The 18,773-nt window shown below is 60.3% G+C and carries 18 protein-coding genes; 8 read left to right on the top strand and 10 right to left on the bottom strand.

The window, feature by feature from the left end:
- The first annotated feature begins 245 nt into the window (after positions 1-245).
- Together VFO93_RS07390 and VFO93_RS07385 are read left to right on the top strand one after the other, a co-directional pair.
- On the top strand, positions 246-626 hold the full coding sequence (locus tag VFO93_RS07390) for a hypothetical protein (RefSeq protein ID WP_325133712.1): 381 nt from the start codon (positions 246-248) through the stop codon (positions 624-626).
- A gap of 56 nt (positions 627-682) precedes the next feature.
- Positions 683-874 carry a DUF4177 domain-containing protein gene (locus tag VFO93_RS07385; RefSeq protein WP_325133711.1) on the top strand — a complete coding sequence of 64 codons (192 nt, stop codon included), beginning with the start codon at positions 683-685 and terminating at the stop codon, positions 872-874.
- A gap of 67 nt (positions 875-941) precedes the next feature.
- Here VFO93_RS07385 and VFO93_RS07380 read toward each other — a convergent pair whose 3' ends face one another.
- The 5 genes from VFO93_RS07380 to VFO93_RS07360 all read right to left on the bottom strand — a co-directional run bounded on the left by VFO93_RS07380 (position 942) and on the right by VFO93_RS07360 (position 7,156).
- Positions 942-2,234 (bottom strand): citrate synthase, encoded by a 1,293-nt coding sequence (locus tag VFO93_RS07380; RefSeq protein WP_325133710.1) that lies wholly within the window; start codon positions 2,232-2,234, stop codon positions 942-944.
- Between the two features lie 213 nt (positions 2,235-2,447).
- Positions 2,448-3,845 (bottom strand): tRNA uridine-5-carboxymethylaminomethyl(34) synthesis GTPase MnmE, encoded by a 1,398-nt coding sequence (mnmE, locus tag VFO93_RS07375; RefSeq protein WP_325133709.1) that lies wholly within the window; start codon positions 3,843-3,845, stop codon positions 2,448-2,450.
- A 204-nt stretch (positions 3,846-4,049) separates the two neighbouring features.
- Positions 4,050-4,703, bottom strand: a complete 654-nt coding sequence (locus VFO93_RS07370) for a metal-dependent transcriptional regulator (protein ID WP_325133708.1) — start codon at positions 4,701-4,703, stop codon at positions 4,050-4,052.
- Positions 4,704-4,814: 111 nt separating this feature from the next.
- The gene (locus VFO93_RS07365) at positions 4,815-5,834 is read right to left on the bottom strand and encodes a beta-ketoacyl-ACP synthase III (RefSeq protein WP_325133707.1); all 1,020 of its coding nucleotides are present in this window, start codon (positions 5,832-5,834) and stop codon (positions 4,815-4,817) included.
- Between the two features lie 113 nt (positions 5,835-5,947).
- On the bottom strand, positions 5,948-7,156 hold the full coding sequence (locus tag VFO93_RS07360) for a glycosyltransferase (protein WP_325133706.1): 1,209 nt from the start codon (positions 7,154-7,156) through the stop codon (positions 5,948-5,950).
- A 223-nt stretch (positions 7,157-7,379) separates the two neighbouring features.
- Here VFO93_RS07360 and VFO93_RS07355 point away from each other — a divergent pair, with 223 nt between their 5' ends.
- From VFO93_RS07355 to VFO93_RS07340, 4 genes are all read left to right on the top strand, one after another.
- Entirely contained in the window at positions 7,380-8,594 is a 1,215-nt protein-coding gene (locus VFO93_RS07355) for an alpha/beta hydrolase (protein WP_325133705.1), read from the top strand.
- Positions 8,595-8,835: 241 nt separating this feature from the next.
- Positions 8,836-11,121 (top strand): GH92 family glycosyl hydrolase, encoded by a 2,286-nt coding sequence (locus tag VFO93_RS07350; protein WP_325133704.1) that lies wholly within the window; start codon positions 8,836-8,838, stop codon positions 11,119-11,121.
- Positions 11,122-11,308: 187 nt separating this feature from the next.
- Complete coding sequence (locus VFO93_RS07345) at positions 11,309-12,169, top strand: 2,3,4,5-tetrahydropyridine-2,6-dicarboxylate N-succinyltransferase (protein WP_325133703.1); 861 nt, start codon at positions 11,309-11,311, stop codon at positions 12,167-12,169.
- 19 nt (positions 12,170-12,188) lie between these two features.
- Positions 12,189-12,626 carry a hypothetical protein gene (locus VFO93_RS07340; protein ID WP_325133702.1) on the top strand — a complete coding sequence of 146 codons (438 nt, stop codon included), beginning with the start codon at positions 12,189-12,191 and terminating at the stop codon, positions 12,624-12,626.
- A gap of 110 nt (positions 12,627-12,736) precedes the next feature.
- Here VFO93_RS07340 and msrA read toward each other — a convergent pair whose 3' ends face one another.
- Positions 12,737-13,276 carry a peptide-methionine (S)-S-oxide reductase MsrA gene (gene msrA, locus VFO93_RS07335; protein WP_325133701.1) on the bottom strand — a complete coding sequence of 180 codons (540 nt, stop codon included), beginning with the start codon at positions 13,274-13,276 and terminating at the stop codon, positions 12,737-12,739.
- 190 nt (positions 13,277-13,466) lie between these two features.
- Positions 13,467-14,354 (bottom strand): 3-hydroxybutyryl-CoA dehydrogenase, encoded by an 888-nt coding sequence (locus VFO93_RS07330; RefSeq protein ID WP_325133700.1) that lies wholly within the window; start codon positions 14,352-14,354, stop codon positions 13,467-13,469.
- A gap of 198 nt (positions 14,355-14,552) precedes the next feature.
- Here VFO93_RS07330 and VFO93_RS07325 point away from each other — a divergent pair, with 198 nt between their 5' ends.
- Positions 14,553-14,720, top strand: coding sequence for a lmo0937 family membrane protein (locus tag VFO93_RS07325; RefSeq protein WP_325133699.1), 168 nt, complete (start codon positions 14,553-14,555; stop codon positions 14,718-14,720).
- Positions 14,721-14,804: 84 nt separating this feature from the next.
- Here the strand turns inward: VFO93_RS07325 and VFO93_RS07320 are convergent, their stop codons facing one another.
- Positions 14,805-15,599 carry a hypothetical protein gene (locus VFO93_RS07320; RefSeq protein ID WP_325133698.1) on the bottom strand — a complete coding sequence of 265 codons (795 nt, stop codon included), beginning with the start codon at positions 15,597-15,599 and terminating at the stop codon, positions 14,805-14,807.
- Positions 15,600-15,701: 102 nt separating this feature from the next.
- Positions 15,702-17,333 carry an ABC-F family ATP-binding cassette domain-containing protein gene (locus tag VFO93_RS07315; RefSeq protein WP_325133697.1) on the bottom strand — a complete coding sequence of 544 codons (1,632 nt, stop codon included), beginning with the start codon at positions 17,331-17,333 and terminating at the stop codon, positions 15,702-15,704.
- Positions 17,334-17,550: 217 nt separating this feature from the next.
- Here VFO93_RS07315 and VFO93_RS07310 point away from each other — a divergent pair, with 217 nt between their 5' ends.
- Entirely contained in the window at positions 17,551-18,057 is a 507-nt protein-coding gene (locus tag VFO93_RS07310) for a hypothetical protein (protein WP_325133696.1), read from the top strand.
- Positions 18,058-18,133: 76 nt separating this feature from the next.
- On the opposite strand, the gene coaD is transcribed toward VFO93_RS07310, so the two are convergent.
- Entirely contained in the window at positions 18,134-18,604 is a 471-nt protein-coding gene (gene coaD, locus VFO93_RS07305; RefSeq protein WP_325133695.1) for a pantetheine-phosphate adenylyltransferase, read from the bottom strand.
- Between the last annotated feature and the right edge of the window lie 169 nt (positions 18,605-18,773).

The raw sequence follows: 18,773 nt of genomic DNA, 5'->3' as shown, positions 1-18,773 counted from the left end.
CCTCAGTGCGGGCATTTTTGTTGGCTCTAGCTTTGCTTCTTCAAACAGGAATAAATTACTTGTAATGAGGCTATTGTAATTTAAGGGAAAAATATGCGGATTAAAAAAATACTAGGTTGGGCCGATTTTGTGCAAAAAATAAAAAGCCTGTAGGTTTGGAATCAGTTACCCCGGCCACCGAGCCTAGCCGCTCGGCAGCCGCTTGCTAGTCACCAATTTTTTTCCAACCCAACCCTTTTTATCCCATGAAAAACCTCCTTGCCGCCGCCTGTCTCACCGCCGGCCTCACCAGCGCCACGCCCGCCACTGGCCCCGGCGACGAACCCAAGAGCTACCCCAAATCGGTGGCCATCCACGCCACCGCGCTCACCCAGGCGCTGGCCCAGCGCATCCACTTCAACGAAGGCCAGTACGTGCAAATCAAGAAGCTGCACCTCAACTACCTTGAGCAACGCCGCCAGCTGGAGTTTGAGCTGAAGCTGGCCAATGCGCCTGCCGCCGAGCGCGATGAGCAGCTGGCGCCCTTGCAGCGCCGCTACGAGCAGGCCCTCAGCAACCTGCTCGACCCCGGCCAGCGCGTAGCTTATCAGCATTTGCGCGCCTCGTTCACGGCGCATCGGCTGTAATATATTTTGGCTACCGGCGATGAAGCTGCGTCGGTGGCAACTAAAAGAATCTGCTCATGAAAAAATTTGAATACCACTTGCTGGAAACGGAAAGCCGCTTTTTTAAAGGCCTAGACTACAAGCAGCTCAACGAACAACTCAACCAGCTAGGTAGCCTGGGCTGGGAGGTTGTAACAACCGCGCCCATAACTGCTGCTGGCACTACCACCGGCTTGCTTATCACGCTCAAGCGGGAACTGCCGGAGTAAGACAGTCCTAACACAAAAACAGCCCACCAAAAGGTGGGCTGTTTTATTAATCTGGTCGATAAGTAGCTTACGCGCGCTCGGCCATCGGCTTGTAGTCGCGCTCGGTGGCACCCACGTAAACCTGGCGGGGGCGGCCGATGGGCTCTTTGTTTTCGCGCAGCTCTTTCCACTGGGCAATCCAGCCGGGGAGGCGGCCCAGGGCAAACATCACGGTGAACATCTCGGTGGGGATGCCGAGCGCCTTGTAGATGATGCCCGAGTAGAAGTCCACGTTCGGGTACAGCTTGCGGTCGATGAAGTACTGGTCGGTGAGGGCGGCCTGCTCTAATTCCTGCGCGATTTTCAGCAGCGGGCTGCCTTGCTTGCCCAAGGCTTGCAGCACCTCGTCGGCGGCCTTTTTGATGATTTTGGCGCGGGGGTCGAAGTTCTTGTAAACGCGGTGGCCGAAGCCCATGAGGCGGAACGAGTCGTTCTTGTCCTTGGCCTTGGCGATAAACTTGCTGGTATCGCCGCCGTCGGCCTCAATGGCTTCGAGCATTTCGATAACCTCCTGGTTGGCGCCGCCATGCAGGGGGCCCCACAGCGCGTTCACGCCCGCCGATACCGAGCCGTAGAGGCTGGCATTGGCCGAGCCCACGAGGCGCACGGTGCTGGTCGAGCAGTTTTGCTCGTGGTCGGCGTGCAGGATGAGCAGCTTGTTCAGCGCGCTCACTATCACCGGGTTGTGCTGGTACTGCTCGGTGGGGTAGCTGAACATCATGTACAAGAAGTTCGACGTGTAGTCGAGCTCGTTGCGCGGGTACACGTAGGGGTGGCCCACCGAGTTCTTGTAGCTCCAGGCCGCGATGGTGGGCAGCTTGGCGATGAGGCGCACAATGTTGAGGTTCAGCTCTTCCTTGCTCAGCTCGGGCGCGATGCTCTTGGGGTAGAAGGCGGTGAGCGAACACACGATAGACGCCAGAATGCCCATCGGGTGGGCCGACGACGGGAAGCCGTCGAGAATCTTGCGGATATCCTCGTGCACCAGCGAGTGCTGGGTAATCTCGTAGCTGAACGCATCGAACTCGGCCTGCGTGGGCAACTCGCCGTAAATCAGTAGGTAAGCTACTTCGAGGAAAGTCGATTTTTCGGCCAGCTGCTCGATGGGGTAGCCGCGGTAGCGCAGAATGCCTTCCTCGCCGTCGAGAAACGTGATGGCGCTTTTGGTGGCGCCGGTGTTCTTATAGCCTGGGTCGTAGGTAACAAAGCCAGTCTGGTCGCGCAGCTTGCCAATATCAAATGCCTTTTCGTGCTCGGTGCCTTCGATAACCGGCAAGCTGATGGTCTTGCCGTCGAGGGTGAGTTCAGCAGTTTCTGCCATTGTACTAGAAGAAGAGTGGGTGGAGTAAGTCAGGGAATTTTCTGGGCGCTAAGCTAAGGCCTAGCCTGTAAGCCGGGAAGCTTTTTAGCCGGTAGCGTACCTACTCATTACCATTGGGGCCGGCTTTAGGTTTCTATAACCAGCTAAAAATAAGCCGCAAGCCCCGCCGATAACGTTTGCGCTAAATCGCAGCTTTACTTGAAGCAGAGCGCCTTACTTGCCGATGCAAAACTGGGTGAAAATGCTCGTCAGCAGGTCGTCGGTCGAGATGTCGCCCGTGATTTCGCCCAGCGCGCCGAGGGCGTGGCGCAGGTCGGCGGCCAGCAATTCGGTGCCGCGCCCAGTGGCCAGGCCCTGCTGCACAGCGGCCAGGTGCCCGGCGGCGGCCTCCAGGGCGCGCGCGTGGCGCACGTTGGTGACGATGGTGGCGGTGCCGCTCGTGGCCAGGCCCGCGCCGCGCACCTGTGCCAAAAGGACTTCTTGCAGCTCCTCCAGCCCTTGGCGCTGGCCGGCAGAAATAGTCTTAAGTTCTAAGTTTTGAGTTTTGAGTTGAGCAAACGCGGTCAACTGCTCGGGCGTGGCGGCGTCCTGCTTGTTGCCGACCAGCAGCACGGGCAGCTTGGGGTGCGCGGCGGTGAACTCGGCTAGGTCGGCCTGCACCTCGGCAGGCGTCAGAGTAGTCAGGTCGAAGAGGTAGAGTAGCAGCGCCGCTTGCGCAATGCGCTGGCGCGTGCGCTGCACGCCGATGGCTTCGACCTCGTCGGCGGGGTTGTCGCGCAGGCCGGCCGTGTCCACGAAGCGGAAGCGCAGGCCGTCGATACTCACTTCATCCTCAATAAAATCGCGGGTAGTGCCCGGGATGGCCGACACAATGGCGCGCTCCTCGCGCAGCAGCGCGTTGAGCAGCGTGGACTTGCCCGCATTGGGCCGCCCCGCGATGACGGTTGTGATGCCGTTCTTAATAACGTTGCCCAGCTCAAACGAACGTAGCAGGCCATTGACTACGCCCTGCACTTCCGTGAGCAGCCGCGTGAGGCCGGTGCGGTCGGCAAATTCTACATCCTCCTCGCCAAAATCCAGTTCCAATTCCAATAGCGCGGCAAACTTGATAAGCTGCCCGCGCAGGTCGCGCAGCTCGTCCGAGAAGCCGCCGCGCAACTGGTTCAACGCTACTTGGTGCGAAAGCGCCGAGTCTGCCGCGATGAGGTCAGCCACGGCCTCGGCCTGGGCCAGGTCGAGCGCGCCATTGAGGAAAGCGCGTTTGGTAAACTCGCCGGCTTCGGCCAGGCGGGCACCCTGGCGCAAGAGCGCCGCCAGAACCTGCCGCACGATAAAATCGGAGCCGTGGCCGGAAATCTCTACCACGTCTTCGCGGGTGTAGGAGCGCGGGGCGCGGTAGAGCGCGGCCACTACCTCATCCAGAATCAGGCCGCTGGCGGGGTCGCGCAGGGTGCCATAGTGCAGCGTGTGGCCGGGCTGAGCGGCCAGGTTTTTCTTCGAGAAAAGCGCCTGGGTAATGGCCACGGCCTCGGGGCCGGAAAGGCGCACCACGGCCAGTGCGCCCGCGCCGGGCGGCGTGGAAAGGGCTACTATCGTATCGGTCAGAACCACGGATTAATCGGATTGATTGAATTTTGTAGGCGGGCGGGGCAGCGTGTTGGCCGCCGTTTAGCGCGCAGCGCGTAACGGCAGGCCGACGAGTGGGGCGGGTTTCCAAACCCGCGTCGTCCGGGCCTGGCTGCGCGAGTCTGGAGACTCGCCCCACTCGTCGGCCTGCCGTTACGCGCTACGCGCTAAACGGCGGCCAGCCGCTATTCACGTTACAAACAAATTGCGCCCGACTTCGGCCGAAATCAGCACCGTGCGCTCGCGGTTTACGCGCAGCTCTAGTGAGTTATCAAAGCTGACCTTGTCCAGCACTTTAAGCTGTGCGCCCAGCGCCAGGCCCACTTTGTCGAGGTATTGCAGGAAGGGCGCGGAGGTGTCTTTCACGGCCGCCAGCGTGCCGCGCTCGCCCACGGCCAGGTCGGCGAGCAGGCGGTGGGTGGGGCGGCGCACCGCGCCATCGGCGGCCGGAATGGGGTCGCCATGCGGGTCGAAGGTCGGGAAGCCCAGAAACTCATCGAGGCGCTGCATCAATAGCGGCGACTGCACATGCTCCAGCTCCTCGGCCACCTCGTGCACCTCATCCCAATTGAAGCCCAGCTGCTGCACCAGAAACACCTCCCACAGCCGATGCTTGCGCACCGTGAGCAGCGCCAGCCGCCGGCCCTCGGCCGTGAGCTGCACGCCCCGGTACTTCTCGTAGCGCAACAGTTCCTTCTCGGCCAGGCGGCGCAGCATGTCCGTTACCGAGGCCGCGCGGGTTGTGAGCGCCGCCGCGATGCGGTTCGTGCTCACGTCCTGCCCCGGCTCGGCTTCGGCCAGTTTATAAATGGCTTTTAAATAATTTTCTTCAGTAATTGTCATTTAACAATTAACATTTATCATTTAACAGCTCGCCGATTGTGTATCGTCGGAGCAGAGGGCAAAGTGGACTAAACAGGTTGTTAAATGTTAATTGATAAATGTTAAATATAACTACCATTTAATCAGCGCCGAGGCCCACGTAAAGCCAGAGCCGAAGGCGGCCAGGCATACTAAGTCGCCGCGCTGCACGCGGCCTTCCCGCACGGCCTCACTCAGGGCGATGGGTATGCTGGCGGCGGTAGTGTTGCCGTAGCGCTGGATGTTGCTGAAAACCTTCTCGTCGGGCAAACCCATTTTCTGCTGCACGTACTGCGTGATGCGCAGGTTGGCCTGGTGCGGAATGAGCAGGTCAATGTCCTGGGGCTGGTGGCCGTTTTGGTCGAGCGCTTCCTTTATCACCTGCGGAAAGCGCACCACGGCGTGCTTAAACACGTTTTGGCCGTTCATGTAGGGGTACATGCCTTCGCGGTTTTCGGCCACAAAATCGGTGCGGTTTTCACGGTTGGCACCGGGCTCTTTTACAATTAATTCCTCGGCAAACTCGCCTTGCGCGTGCAGGTGCGTGCTCAGGATGCCGTGGCCCTCGCGCGAGGCCGGACGCAGCACCACCGCGCCCGCGCCGTCGCCAAAAATGACCGAAACCGCCCGGCCGCGCGTGCTTTTGTCGAGGCCCGAGGAGTGAATTTCGGAGCCTACCACCAGCACGTTGTCGTACATGCCGGTGCGGATAAACTGGTCGGCTACCGACAAGGCGTAGATGAAGCCCGAACACTGGTTGCGCACGTCGAGGGCGGGGCAGTTGTTGGTCATGCCCAGCTCGCGCTGCATGAGCACGCCCGAGCCCGGAAAGAAGTAATCGGGCGAAAGCGTAGCAAATACAATTAGCTGCACGTCGTTGGCCTGAAGGCCGGCCATGGCCAGCGCCCGGCGCGACGCCTCGGCACCCATGCCGGCCGTGGTGTCTTTGCCTTCCTCAAACCAGCGCCGCTCCTGAATGCCCGTGCGCTCCTGAATCCAGGCGTCGGAGGTTTCCATCATTTCTTCGAGGTCGGCGTTTTTAACAACGCGGTCAGGCACATAGTGGCCCACGCCCGCAATTTCGGCGCGGCGCAAGGTGGTAGGAGAAGCCATTGGCAATGAGTGAGTAGGAGGGTGGGAGGGGCGAGAAGGGCCACCAGCCGGGGCCAGAGGGGCAAACGACGAGCGGCGTAAAATGGTCGCAAAAGTACCTCCTCCGGGCTACGCTAAGCGGGCACAAAGGTGGCGGCCGGCAAGAGGCTTTCCAGCAAATGCCCTAATTTTTTGCCCTCGCCAACCCACAGCACCGCCTCGGTGGGCGGGCCGCTGGGGTAAAAAATGGCCGTAGGCAAAGCGGCGGCTACCTGCGCCGCCGCTGCCGCTGGCTGCTCAAAATCAACGACCAGCCCGGCCCCGTGCTGCCGCACCAGCCCTGCCCATAATAGGTTGGGCGGCACCAGCACCGGCAGGCCGTGGGCCAGGTACTCGAATAGCTTAGTGGGCCGGCAGCGCGCCGTGCTACGGTGCGGGCGATAAGGCAGCAAGCCCAGGTGGCTGCGCCCGATTTCGGCCACCAGTTGGGCGTGGGGCACCAATTCGGCCCCGCCGATGAGCGTGAGCCAGGCGGCCTCCGTGGCAGCTACTTGCCGCAGTTCAGCCAGCAAAGCCGGCTGCTGGCAAAACCCGATAATGATAAGCTGCACCCCTCCCGGCCAGGCCGAAATAGCCCGCAACTGCCGGGCTAGCGCGATGGCCTCGCGCACCCCATTCAGCTCCGAAATAGTGCCCGAAAACAGCAGCCGCAGCGGCGCGGTGGGCGCGGGCAGCGGGCGGGCGGCGCGGGGCAGCACCTCGCCGGGCTGCGGCTGGTATTTGTTTTCGAGCAGTAGCACGCGGCTGGTGGGCAGCGCTTTGAGAAAGGGTAGCTCGTCGGCGTAGCTGGCTTCGGCCAGCAGCAGGGCGGCGGCGCGGCGGGCGGCGGCGGCCTCTACGCGGCGCAGCCCGGCGGCCAGCAGCCCGCGCACGGCGGCCGGGTACACGCCCTGGCTGCGAATATTGAGCGCGTAGTTTTCCTGAATATCATAGATAAACTGCCGCCCGCGCCCCAGCCGCTGCCACAGCAGCGTGAGGGGCAGCAGCTCAGGCGCGGCCACTATCAGCAGTGCGGGCTGCGCCCGGCGTAGCAGTTGCCAGTAGCGGGCCTGGGCCAGCAGCCGCCCCAGGCTCAGGCGCGAGCCGCGCAGCAAGCTCACAAACCGAATACTGCCCGGCGCGGCGGGCGCGGCCGCCTGCCGGCCCGCTACCCACACGGTGGCCGAGGGTAGGGCTGAAGCCACCGTGCGCCCCAACTTGCCATACAAGCGGGTGTCGTCCAGGGGCTTGAGGACAGCCGCTAGCAGTACCGAGGGCGAAAGGCGGAGCGAAGAATCGGGCACGGGTAGCCCCGGCGCGGTAGCTAAGGTAGCCGTCGGTGCCGCCGTAGCCGGGGCGTAAAGATAGCCGCCGGCGCGGCCGGGCGGCGTTGCGGCGTGGGCTGGGTTGGAAGTTTGGCTCAGGCTGTTTTAAGCAGAATTAGTATGAATATTCAACTGTAGTTGGCCGGTAGCCGCGTCAGCGGCTTCCATAAAGCACCCATTTTTCTTGTTGTATCTTTTCCCTATGAAAATATCCCTTTCTCCCACGCGCTGGCTGTTGCTGGCCGTATTCGTAGTGAGCAGCCTGGCCGGCTGCCGCTCCGAAGAAGAACCCCAGCCTACGCAGCCCAGCGGGCAAGACCTGTTTGTATCGGCTCAGGCGGCTACTACCATCCCCAAGGCGCAGGCGCAGGCGCTGGCCACGATAGCGGGCTTTGGCGCATTTGCCTCTCATATTCAGTACGATGCCACGTACTTCAAGATGGTTTACAAAACCACTTACAAGGGGCAGCTTATCCAGGTGTCGGGGCTGCTGGGCGTGCCGCTCAATACGCCCAAGGCGCCCGCGCTGCTGAGCGCGCAGCACGGTACTACGTTCAAGCAGAGCGAGTCGCCGTCTAACTTTCCGAGTACCTTCACGGGATTCGAGCTATTCGCCAGCGCGGGGTTTGTTACGGTTATTCCCGATTTTATCGGGCTGGGCGTGTCGGGCAACGTTCCGCAGCCCTACTACGACAAGGCGACTTCGGCCGGCGCGGTAGTCGATATGATAAAGGCGGCCAAGTATTACTTACAGCAGCAGAATATCACCGTCAATAAAAATCTGTTTTTGCTGGGCTACTCCGAAGGTGGCTACGTGACGATGGCCGCGCAGCAGGAAATCGAAACCAACGCCCAGCACGGCCTCACGCTCACGGCCGCCGCCGAGGGCGCGGGCGGCTATGACCTCAACGGCATGCTCAACGGCGTGGCGGCGGTGCAGAACTACGCCACGCCGTCGTATCTGGCGCTTATCCTGTACGGCTACAACGCTACTTACGGCTGGAACCGGCCCATGTCCGACTTCTTCCAGGCACCCTACGCCGCCCGTATTCCAGCGCTGCTCGATGGCACCAAAACCCGCACCGACATTGAGCCGCAGCTCACTACCAGCCCCGCCGCACTATTTACGCCTGCCTTCTACTCCGCCCTCGGCACCACTGGCGGCGAGCCGGTGCTGCGGCAAAAGCTCACCGACAACAGCTTCGGTGGCTGGGCACCGCGCAGCCCCACGCGCCTCTACCACGGCACGGCCGACGAAAGCGTCTTCTACCAAACGTCGGTGAGCACGCTTGCCAGCTTCCAGAAGGCTGGGGCTACCAACGTCACGCTCACGTCCATTCAGGGCGGCACGCACCAGTCGAGTATCACGCCCATGATGGCCGACGCGCTGCCCTGGCTGCAATCGCTGGATAAATAACGCGGAACCTCACCCCCCGGCCCCCTCTCCAAAAAAGAGGGGGAGCCTGACGCAGTAGCACCAAGCTCCAGCTTGGTGATGCGTTAGGGTACGCTCGCCAAGCGTGACGCCAAGCAGAGCTTAGCACTACAGTTAGCGGTTGGCTCCCCCTCTCCGCAGGAGAGGGGGCCGGGGGGTGAGGTTCCCCGCGTCCGCACCCCTAATTTGCGCCGCCAGCCCACTCCCGGCTGGCGGCGCTTTTATGAAAAACCCCTTCGCGGCGCTGCTGCCGCTGCTTTTCCTGCTGCCCGGCGCGGCCGCCCAGGCCCAGCCCACCCAAAACCCGGCCGATTTGGTGAATCCGCTCATGGGCACCGATTCCAAGCCCAGCCTCTCCAACGGCAACACCTACCCGGCCATCGCCCGGCCCTGGGGCATGAACTGCTGGATGCCCCAAACCGGCAAAATGGGCAGTGGGTGGGCCTACCAGTACAGCGCCGATAAAATCCGGGGCTTCAAGCAAACGCACCAGCCCTCGCCCTGGATGAACGACTACGGGCAGTTTGCCCTCATGCCCGGCACCGGCCGCGTAAAGGTGGACGAGGATGCCCGCGCGAGCTGGTTTTCGCACAAGGCCGAAACGGCGCGGCCCTACTACTACAGCGTGTATCTGGCTGACTACGACCTCACCACCGAGATAACGCCCACCGAGCGCGCCGCCCGTTTCCGCTTCACCTTCCCGCGCACCGACAGCGCCTACGTCGTCATCGACGCGCTGGATAAGGGCTCGTACCTCAAAATCCTGCCCGCCCAAAACCGCATCGTCGGCTACACCACGCGCAACAGTGGGGGCGTACCGGCCAATTTCAAGAACTATTTTGTCATTGAGTTCGACCACGCCTTTGCCAATCCGCAGCTGTATAATGACAAGGCGCTGGCCACGGGCGTGAGTGAGCTCACGGCCGCCCACGTGCTGGCCGCCGTGGGCTTCCGCACTCGTAAGGGCGAGCAGGTAAACGCCCGCGTGGCCTCGTCGTTCATCAGCGCCGAGCAGGCCGAGCGCAACTTGCAGGAGCTTGGTAGCGATGACTTTGACAAGGTAAAAGCGCAAGGTGAAACTGCCTGGAACCAAGCGCTGGGCCGCGTCGAAATCGAGGGTGGGAGCGAGGAGCAGCGGCAAACGTTCTACTCGTGCCTATACCGGGCGCTGCTGTTTCCGCGCAAGTTTTACGAGCTCGATGCCAGCGGGCAGCCGGTGCACTACAGCCCGTTTAATGGGCAGGTAAAGCCCGGCTACCTCTATACTGATACCGGCTTTTGGGATACGTTCCGGGCGCTATTTCCGCTGCTGAATTTGCTCTATCCCGAAGAAAACGCCAAAATGCAGGCCGGCCTGGCCAACGACTACCGCGAGGGCGGCTGGCTGCCCGAGTGGGGCAGCCCCGGCTACCGCGACGTGATGGTGGGCAACAATTCGGCCTCCGTGGTGGCCGAGGCCTACCTCAAAGGCGGGCGCGGCTACGACATCAACACCCTTTACGAAGCCCTGACCCACGGCGCCAACAACGCCGGCCCGCTCGAAGCCGTGGGCCGCGCCGGCGTGCAGTACTACAACAAGCTCGGCTACGTGCCCTACGACGTTAAAATCAACGAAAGCGCCGCCCGCACCCTGGAGTACGCCTACGACGACTTCGCCATCGCGCAGCTAGCCAAGGCGTTGGGCAAGCCAAAGAAGGAAATCGACCTCTACACCCAGCGCAGCCAAAACTACCGCAAGCTCTTCGATAAGGAGTGGGGCATGATGCGCGGACGCAACCAGAACGGCACGTTTCAGACGCCGTTCAACCCCTTCAAGTGGGGCGATGCCTTCACCGAAGGCAATAGCTGGCACTACACTTGGTCGGTGTTTCACGACGTGCAGGGCTTGATGAATCTGATGGGCGGGCCGAAGCCCTTCGTGGCCAAGCTCGATACGCTGTTTACCCTGCCGCCCGTGTTCGACGATACCTACTACGGCTCCGTGATTCACGAAATTCGGGAGATGCAGATTGCCAACATGGGGCAGTACGCGCACGGCAACCAGCCGGCGCAACACGTTATCTATCTGTATAATTACGCCGCCCAGCCCTGGAAGGCGCAGTACTGGGTGCGCGAAACGCTCAACCGCCTCTACCGCCCCACGCCCGACGGCTACTGCGGCGACGAAGACAACGGCCAAACCTCGGCTTGGTACGTGTTTTCGGCCCTGGGCTTCTACCCCGTGTGCCCCGCCAGCGACCAGTACGTGCTCGGCGCGCCGCTCTTCCCCAAGGCTACCCTGCACCTGCCCGGCGGCCACGACGTGGTGCTGAACGCACCCGCCAACAGCGCCGCCAACCGCTACATCAACAACCTGACTATGAACGGCCGGCCCTACGCGCACAACTGGCTCAGCCACGCCGAATTGCTGAAAGGTGCGACGCTGAATTTCGAGATGTCTGCCGCGCCGACCAAGGCGCGCGGGACGCAGGCGGCCGACGCGCCATTTTCAGTGTCGAAAGCGAAGTAGGGTAGTCGGCGAGAAACACGATTGTCATGCTGAGCGCAGCGAAGCATCTCTACCGCACCGTTGTATGGCTAACAACGATGCGGCAGAGATGCTTCGCTGCGCTCAGCATGACAGAACAATGCCAACCGAAGCCGCTTTAACCTGCGCCTAACCGTACTTTTGCGCCCAGTTTTACCACTTCTTTTAAATGGATACCACCAGCCACCACAGCCCCGTTCTCGACCGCTACGCCGCCCAAGAGGCCATCGAAGCCGCCTGGGACGACCGCACCCTGCTCGACCAGCCCGACACCCAAACCGCCATTGAGCACGTCATCGAAGACCTCGACAAAGGCAAGCTGCGCGTAGCCGAGCCGCCCACCGAAGAAGGCGGCGAATGGACTATCAACGAGTGGGTGAAGAAGGCCGTGATTCTCTACTTCCCCATCCGCAAGATGGAAACCCAGGAAGTCGGCCCCTTCGAGTACCACGACAAAATGGCCCTCAAAAGCGACTACGCCACCCAAAAAGTGCGCGTGGTGCCGCCCGCCGTGGCCCGCTACGGTGCCTACCTGGCCCCCGGCGTCATCCTGATGCCGAGCTACACCAACATCGGCGCCTACGTGGGCGAGGGCACGATGGTCGACACCTGGGCCACCGTAGGCAGCTGCGCCCAGGTCGGTAAGGGCGTGCACCTGAGCGGCGGCGTGGGCCTCGGCGGCGTGCTCGAGCCCGTGCAGGCGGCCCCGGTTATTATCGAAGATGGCGCGTTCATCGGCTCGCGCAGCATTTTGGTCGAAGGTTGCCGCATTGGCAAAGAGGCCGTTATCGGCGCGGGCGTCACCATCACGGGCAGCACCAAAATCATCGATGTCACCGGCGCCGAGCCCAAGGAATACAAAGGCTACGTGCCGCCCCGCTCGGTCGTCATTCCGGGCTCCATCACCAAGAGCTTCCCGGCCGGCGACTACCAGGTGCCCTGCGCCCTCATCATTGGCCAGCGCAAGCCTAGTACCGATTTGAAAACCAGCTTGAATGACGCGCTGCGCGAGCACAATGTGTCAGTTTAGGTAGCTAATTATTCTCAACATGGAGCCACTCTCGACACCAGTCCGTGCCAAGCGCGGTTGCCTGTGGTACGCTGGTGTCGCTATTGCCGGGGCAATTGCCTTATTTGTACTGTTCATTGTGATACTCATAGTATCCCTGCATAACAGCCACGGCCAGTATTCTACGGTGGTTTCGGTTGATGACCAAACCTATTTAGCTGTCGAAACCTCAAACCATGGCGAAGGATTTTTGGACGGCTACGACTGGGCAGAAATTTACTATGTGCGTAATGGTTGGATTTGGGATAAGCGAGTGAAGGTTTATGAAATTCCTCATGTCAGCGGCTCCCAAATCGGCCTTCGCCGCCGCCTAAATCAAAGTGGTCAGCTAGAAATTGAGGTCAGGAAGGGAGGTAATGGTGGCGACAGTACAGCGGTAGGAAATTTCGTGCTACCTGCTTCTTTCCCTGATAATTGAAGGTAGTCCGCAGGGTATATAATCGCAACTACGATTATCGAAATTGCAGGCGTAAAAAAGGGCCGTCAGCTTATAGCTGACGGCCCTTTCAATTTTTTGCCTATTAGTCTTTACGCCGCTACCGACCTCAATTTTTCGCCAAATAGCGCCTTTACCTTATCTACCTTCGGCTTGGCCACAAACTGGCAATAAGGCTCGTGGCCGTGCAGGTTAAAGTAGTTCTGGTGGTAGTCCTCGGCGGGGTAAAACTCGGGCGCGGCGGTAATTTCCGTCACGATAGGGTTCGGGAAGGCGTGCTTATCGTTCAGGGTTTTCTTCCACTGCTCGGCCAGCTGGTGCTGTTCCTCGCTGTTGTAATAGATAACCGAACGGTACTGCGTGCCCGTGTCGTTGCCCTGGCGGTTGAGGGTCGTGGGGTCGTGGGTTTTAAAGAAAATTTCGAGCAGTTCTTCGTAGCTGATAATAGCCGGGTCGAAGGTGATGTCAATCACCTCGGCGTGGCCCGTCATGCCGCTGCACACCTCGCGGTACGTAGGGTTTTTGATGCGGCCCCCGGCGTAGCCGGAAACCACTTTCTCGACCCCTTTAAGATTTTGAAAAACGGCCTCGACGCACCAAAAGCAGCCGGCCCCGAAAGTTGCATGTTCCATAAAATATCGCAGGTTTTGCGCTGATTTTTTGCTGACGCTGATGTTGTATCGGCGTGTTAGATTAACGCAAAACTGGGCAATACCGTTCGGCCGCGTGTAGCGTAAGCTTTAGCTTGCAAGCGAGCATCTGCGTGGGCTTACGTCTGCTTACGCCCTGCTCGCTGCGCTCGCTCGCAAGCTAAAGCTTACGCTACTTCCGAAATCGCGCCGCTACTACCAGCTCCTTTGAGCCAGCCGTGTACTGGTAGAAGCCCTCGCCCGACTTCACGCCCAGGCGGCCGGCCGTTACCATGTTCACCAGCAGCGGGCAGGGCGCGTATTTGGGGTTGCCGAGGCCGTCGTGCAGCACGCGCAGGATGGCCAGGCACACGTCGAGGCCGATAAAATCGGCCAGCTGGAGCGGGCCCATCGGGTGGGCCATGCCGAGCTTCATCACGGTGTCGATTTCCTCCACGCCGGCTACGCCCTCGAACAGGCTGATAATGGCCTCGTTAATCATCGGCATCAGGATGCGGTTGGCCACAAAGCCGGGGTAGTCGTTGACCTCGGTGGGCGTCTTGCCAAGCTGCCGCGAGAGGTCCATGACGCGCTGCGTCACCTCATTGGAAGTAGCGTAGCCGCGAATAACTTCCACCAGCTTCATCACCGGCACGGGATTCATGAAGTGCATGCCGATAACCTGGGCCGGGCGCTTGGTAGCCGCCGCGATTTTGGTAATCGAAATCGACGACGTATTGCTGGCCAGGATGGCCCCGGCGGGCGCGTACTGGTCGAGGTCGCGGAAAATCTGGAGCTTGAGGTCCACGTTTTCGGTGGCGGCCTCTACCACCAGCTCGGCCCCGGCCACGCCCTCCGCGATGCTCGTGAAGGTGCGCAGGCGGCCCAGGGTGGCCGTTTTATCGTCTTCGCTCAAGGTGGCTTTGGCTACCTGGCGGTCGAGGTTTTTGGTGATGGTAGCCATGCCCCGGTCGAGGGCGGGCTGGTTGAGGTCGATGAGCGACACGGCGAAGCCGTGCTGGGCAAACACGTGGGCAATGCCATTGCCCATAGTACCCGAACCGATAACGGCAACTTGCATGGGTGGGAAGAGAAAAAAGAGAGGCGGAAAACCCGCGTTAAAACCCTGCAAAGCTACTGACTGCTGCCAGAGCCGCCGGGACGAGCGAAATTTTTTACGGGAACTTCATCCTTTTTTTTAGTGCGCCGTAAAACAATCCAACTTGGCGGTAATGCGCCGGGATTTCCTCTTCTATCCAACACACGCTCCCTTTCACTCATGGGTAACCTACTGTATCTCATAGCCGTAGTCCTCGTCATCATCTGGGCACTCGGCTTCTTCGGCATCGTTGGCGGCCTGGCCGGCAATAGCCTGATTCACATTCTACTGGTAATCGCAATTATCGCCGTGCTGCTGCGCGTTATTAGCGGTCGCCGGCCGGTGTAGCTTTCGGGCTTCCGCTTCCTACTAATCGAAAAGGCCTCGCTACCAATGGGTAGCGAGGCCTTTTGCATGGCTGGCCAGGTGGGCCTAGTGCCCGATGTTGAACAGGAAATTAAACCGAATGACAGGGTTCGGGTAAATGCTGTTGTAGTTGTCCTGAAAGTTATAAAGCAGCACGATGTCAGCCGCGGCCCGGTTGCTGATTTGCGAGCGGTAGCCCGCGCCGAGCAGCGGCGTTTGCACCGAGCGCGACACCTTGCCACCGGTCAGGTAGCCAAAATTGTCAACGGCCAAAAATTCGGCGCGCGTTACTTCGTATTCGGCGTGCACAAAAAACTGGTCGATGACCATGAGCTGCGCGAAGCCTTTCACGCCAAAGCTACTGGTATTGAAGCTGGAAGTGCCGCCGCGGCCGTTGTCGGCCCCGTAGTAGTTGTAGGCGTAGCTGATGCCCGGCCCAATGGAAAAGCGGTCGCTAACGCGGTAACCCAGCGCCGGCGAAATGCTGAAATTGAAGTTGCTCAGGCCGTAGAACGAGCTGTAGCCCAGCCCGATACCTGAATACACAAACATCTTGGTGTATTGCTCGGCGTGCTGCTGCAAGGCCTTGCGCTTCTGCTCGCGCTCGGGCAGCTCGAAGCCCGAGGGGCTGTACACGTCCGGCGTGGGCAGGTTGTTGGCGGGCGGGGTGGTAGTGGCTGGCGTCGTGGGCGTTTCGGTGGGCGTGGTCGGCTGCACGGGCACAGGCACCGGGGTAGGCGTTACCGGGGCGGGCACCACGATGGGGGCCGTATTCAGCACGGGTTTGTCCTGGGCCAGGCTGCGGCCGGGGGCCAGCAGCGCCACCGCACCGAGCAGCGACGGAAAAAGCAAACGCTTCATCTGTAGAGTTATGAGTTTTGAGTTATAAGTTTTGAGTTAAAAATGCAGAGGTAGAAGCTGAGGATTCAACTCAAAACTTATAACTCATAATTCAAAACTCCACTACGCCAGCTGGTACATCTTCTGGCGCTGCGCTTTCAGGGTTTCGTCGGCCAGGTACTCCTCGTAGTTCATGCGGCGGTCGATGATGCCATCGGGCGTGAGCTCGATGATGCGGTTGGCTACCGTGTCGATAAACTGCAAGTCGTGCGAGGCGAAGATAAGCGAGCCCGTAAAGTCCTTCAAGCCGTTGTTAAGAGCCTGAATGCTTTCCAAATCCAAATGGTTCGTGGGGTCGTCCAATACCAGCACGTTGCCGCTTTCGAGCATCATTTTGCTCAGCATGCAGCGCACTTTCTCGCCACCACTCAGCACGTTAGGCTTCTTCTGGCTTTCCTCGCCCGAAAACAGCATCCGGCCCAGCCAGCCGCGCACAAAGCTCTCATCTTTCTCTACTGAGTACTGGCGCAGCCAGTCCACGAGGTTCATGTTGTCGGCCTGGAAAAAGGCGCTGTTTTCCTTCGGGAAGTAGCTCGGCGTGATGGTTGTGCCCCAGCTGTAGGTGCCTTTGTCGGCCTTCTCTTCGCCAAAAATGATGTCGAACAGTAGTGATGCCGCCCGGTCGTCGCGCCCCACGATGGCTACCTTGTCGCCCTTGTCGAGCGTGAAGCTCACGTTTTTCAGCACCGACTGGCCGTCCACGGTCTTGTTGATACCTTCTACCGTCAGCAGCTGGTTGCCGGCTTCGCGCTCGGGCTTGAAGGCGATGTAGGGGTAGCGGCGCGACGAGGGCTTGATTTCTTCCAGCGTCAGCTTTTGCAGCAGCTTCTGGCGGCTGGTGGCCTGCTTCGATTTCGAGGCGTTGGCCGAGAAGCGGCGCACGAATTCTTCGAGCTCTTTGCGCTTGTCTTCGGTCTTCTTATTTACCTCCTGGCGCTGGCGCAGAGCCAGTTGGCTGCTCTCGTACCAGAACGAGTAGTTGCCGGGGTACATCGTGATTTTCGAGAAATCCAGGTCGGCCATGTAGTTGCACACGGCGTCGAGGAAGTGGCGGTCGTGGCTCACCACAATCACGGTGTTCTCGAAATTATCGAGGAAGTTTTCCAGCCACAGCACGCTCTCGGCGTCGAGGTTGTTGGTCGGTTCGTCGAGCAGCAGCACGTCGGGGTTGCCGAAAAGCGCCTGCGCGAGCAGCACGCGCACTTTTTCGCTGGCCCCGAGGTCGGCCATCAGCGAGTAGTGCTTGTCTTCGGTGATGCCCAAGCCCGAGAGTAGCTCGGCGGCCTTGTATTCGGCATCCCAGCCCTCCATGTCGGCAAACTCGCCTTCGAGCACGCCCAGGCGCTCGCCGTCGGCATCGGTGGCGGTGCCCGCGTCGTACTTGGCGTAGAGGGCGTCTTTTTCGCGCATCACGTCGGCCAGCTTCTGGTGGCCCTGGATGACGGTTTTCAGCACTTCCTGGTCGTCGTAGGCAAACTGGTTTTGCTTGAGCACGGCCAGGCGCTGGCCGGCCGGCATTTCTACCGAGCCGGTGTTGGGCTCAATCTCGCCCGACAGGATTTTCAAAAAGGTGGATTTGCCCGCCCCGTTGGCCCCGATGAGGCCGTACACGTTGCCGGGCAAAAACTTCACCGTCACGTCTTCAAATAAAACCCGCTTGCCGTAGCGCAAGCTCACGTTGGAGGTCGAAATCATCTATGCCAGAATAAAAACTACTGATAGCCGGGCAAAAATACGGCCGTGCCTCACTTATATAAGCACGTGCCCCGCGCCCGCGTTTTCTCAACAAGCCGCTGCGCCAATTTGTGCCGCCAGCACAACACCCGCGCCGCAAATGCAGTATAACCCCCAGGCCGCCGCATAGGGGGCCGCCCCTCAGTTTCTCACCTCCACGTCCTCGTTTTCCTTTTTTATGGCTACTCATTCGCTGGCTGCCCCCACGGGCTCGACCGCTACCCTCACCGCCGAGCGCAACGGCTTTCGCTACGGCCTGCTCACGGCTACTGTGCTCTGCATTTATACCTTGATTGCCGTGCTGGCTGGCTTCTTCCAGGACATCACGGCCGGCACGCTCGACATCGTGTTTCTGATAGCCGGTACGGTGCTGGCCATCCGGCACTTCCGCCAGGTGCGTGGCGACCATATGCCCTACCTCGGCGGCTACGGCACCGGCATCGTAGCGGCGCTCACGGCTTCGATTATCCTGGGCTTGTTCTTCATCTTGCTGGAAGCCGTTTTCCCTGGCAAGCTCGATTTGACGCAGGTGCAAAACGTATTTGGTTTCGAACTGTCGACCATCATCGCTTTCCTAGCTATCGTGCTGCTGGGCACCATGACGGGCGTTATCACTTCGCTTATCGCCATGCAGTACTTCAAAGTACAGGTTTCGGACCCGCTGGCCATGATGAAAGACCGCTAGGCTACTAGCCTTTCCTAACTGAAAAAGGCCCCGCTCTCACCACGAGAGCGGGGCCTTTTTCTGTGCGCCAGCAGCGCTACGGCTGCGCCGGCGCAGGCAGCGCGAAGGGCACGAACTGCCCCACGTCGCCGCCGAAGCGGTGAATCTCGCGGATGATGGTGCTGCTGATGGCCGCCAGCAGGGGCGAGGTAATGAGAAACACCGTTTCGAGCTGGGGGTTGACGTGGCGGTTGGCCTGCGCGATGGTGTTTTCATACTCAAAATCAGTGGTATTGCGCAGGCCGCGCAGCAGGTAGCGTGCTCCGCGCGCGCGGGCAAAATCGGCGGTGAGCCCCCGAAAGCTGCACACCGACACGCGTGGGTCGTCCTGAAAAAGCGCGGCTATCTGCGCCTCCATCCAGTCTACGGGCAGGTAGCGCTGCTTGCTGCTGTTGTTGCCGAGGGCAATGATAACCTCATCAAACAGCTCGGCCCCGCGCCGCACCACGTCGAGGTGCCCGTTGGTGAAGGGGTCGAACGAGCCAGGGAAAAGAGCGATTTTTTTCATTTTGTTAGAGCGGATTCCTCTCTCAGGTCATGCAGAGCGCAGTGAAGCATCTCGCGTGGGGTAGTAATTAATGACGTTGAGAATACTGCGCCACGCGAGATGCTTCGCTGCGCTCTGCATGACAGCATAACAGCTTTTGTTTTATCAGCTGCTTAGAGAGCTGACTGCA

This window comes from Hymenobacter sp. (assembly GCF_035709525.1).
Classification (GTDB): Bacteria; Bacteroidota; Bacteroidia; order Cytophagales; family Hymenobacteraceae; genus Hymenobacter.
Note: the sequence above shows the minus strand (reverse complement) of the source record. Positions and strands in the feature narration are given on the sequence as shown.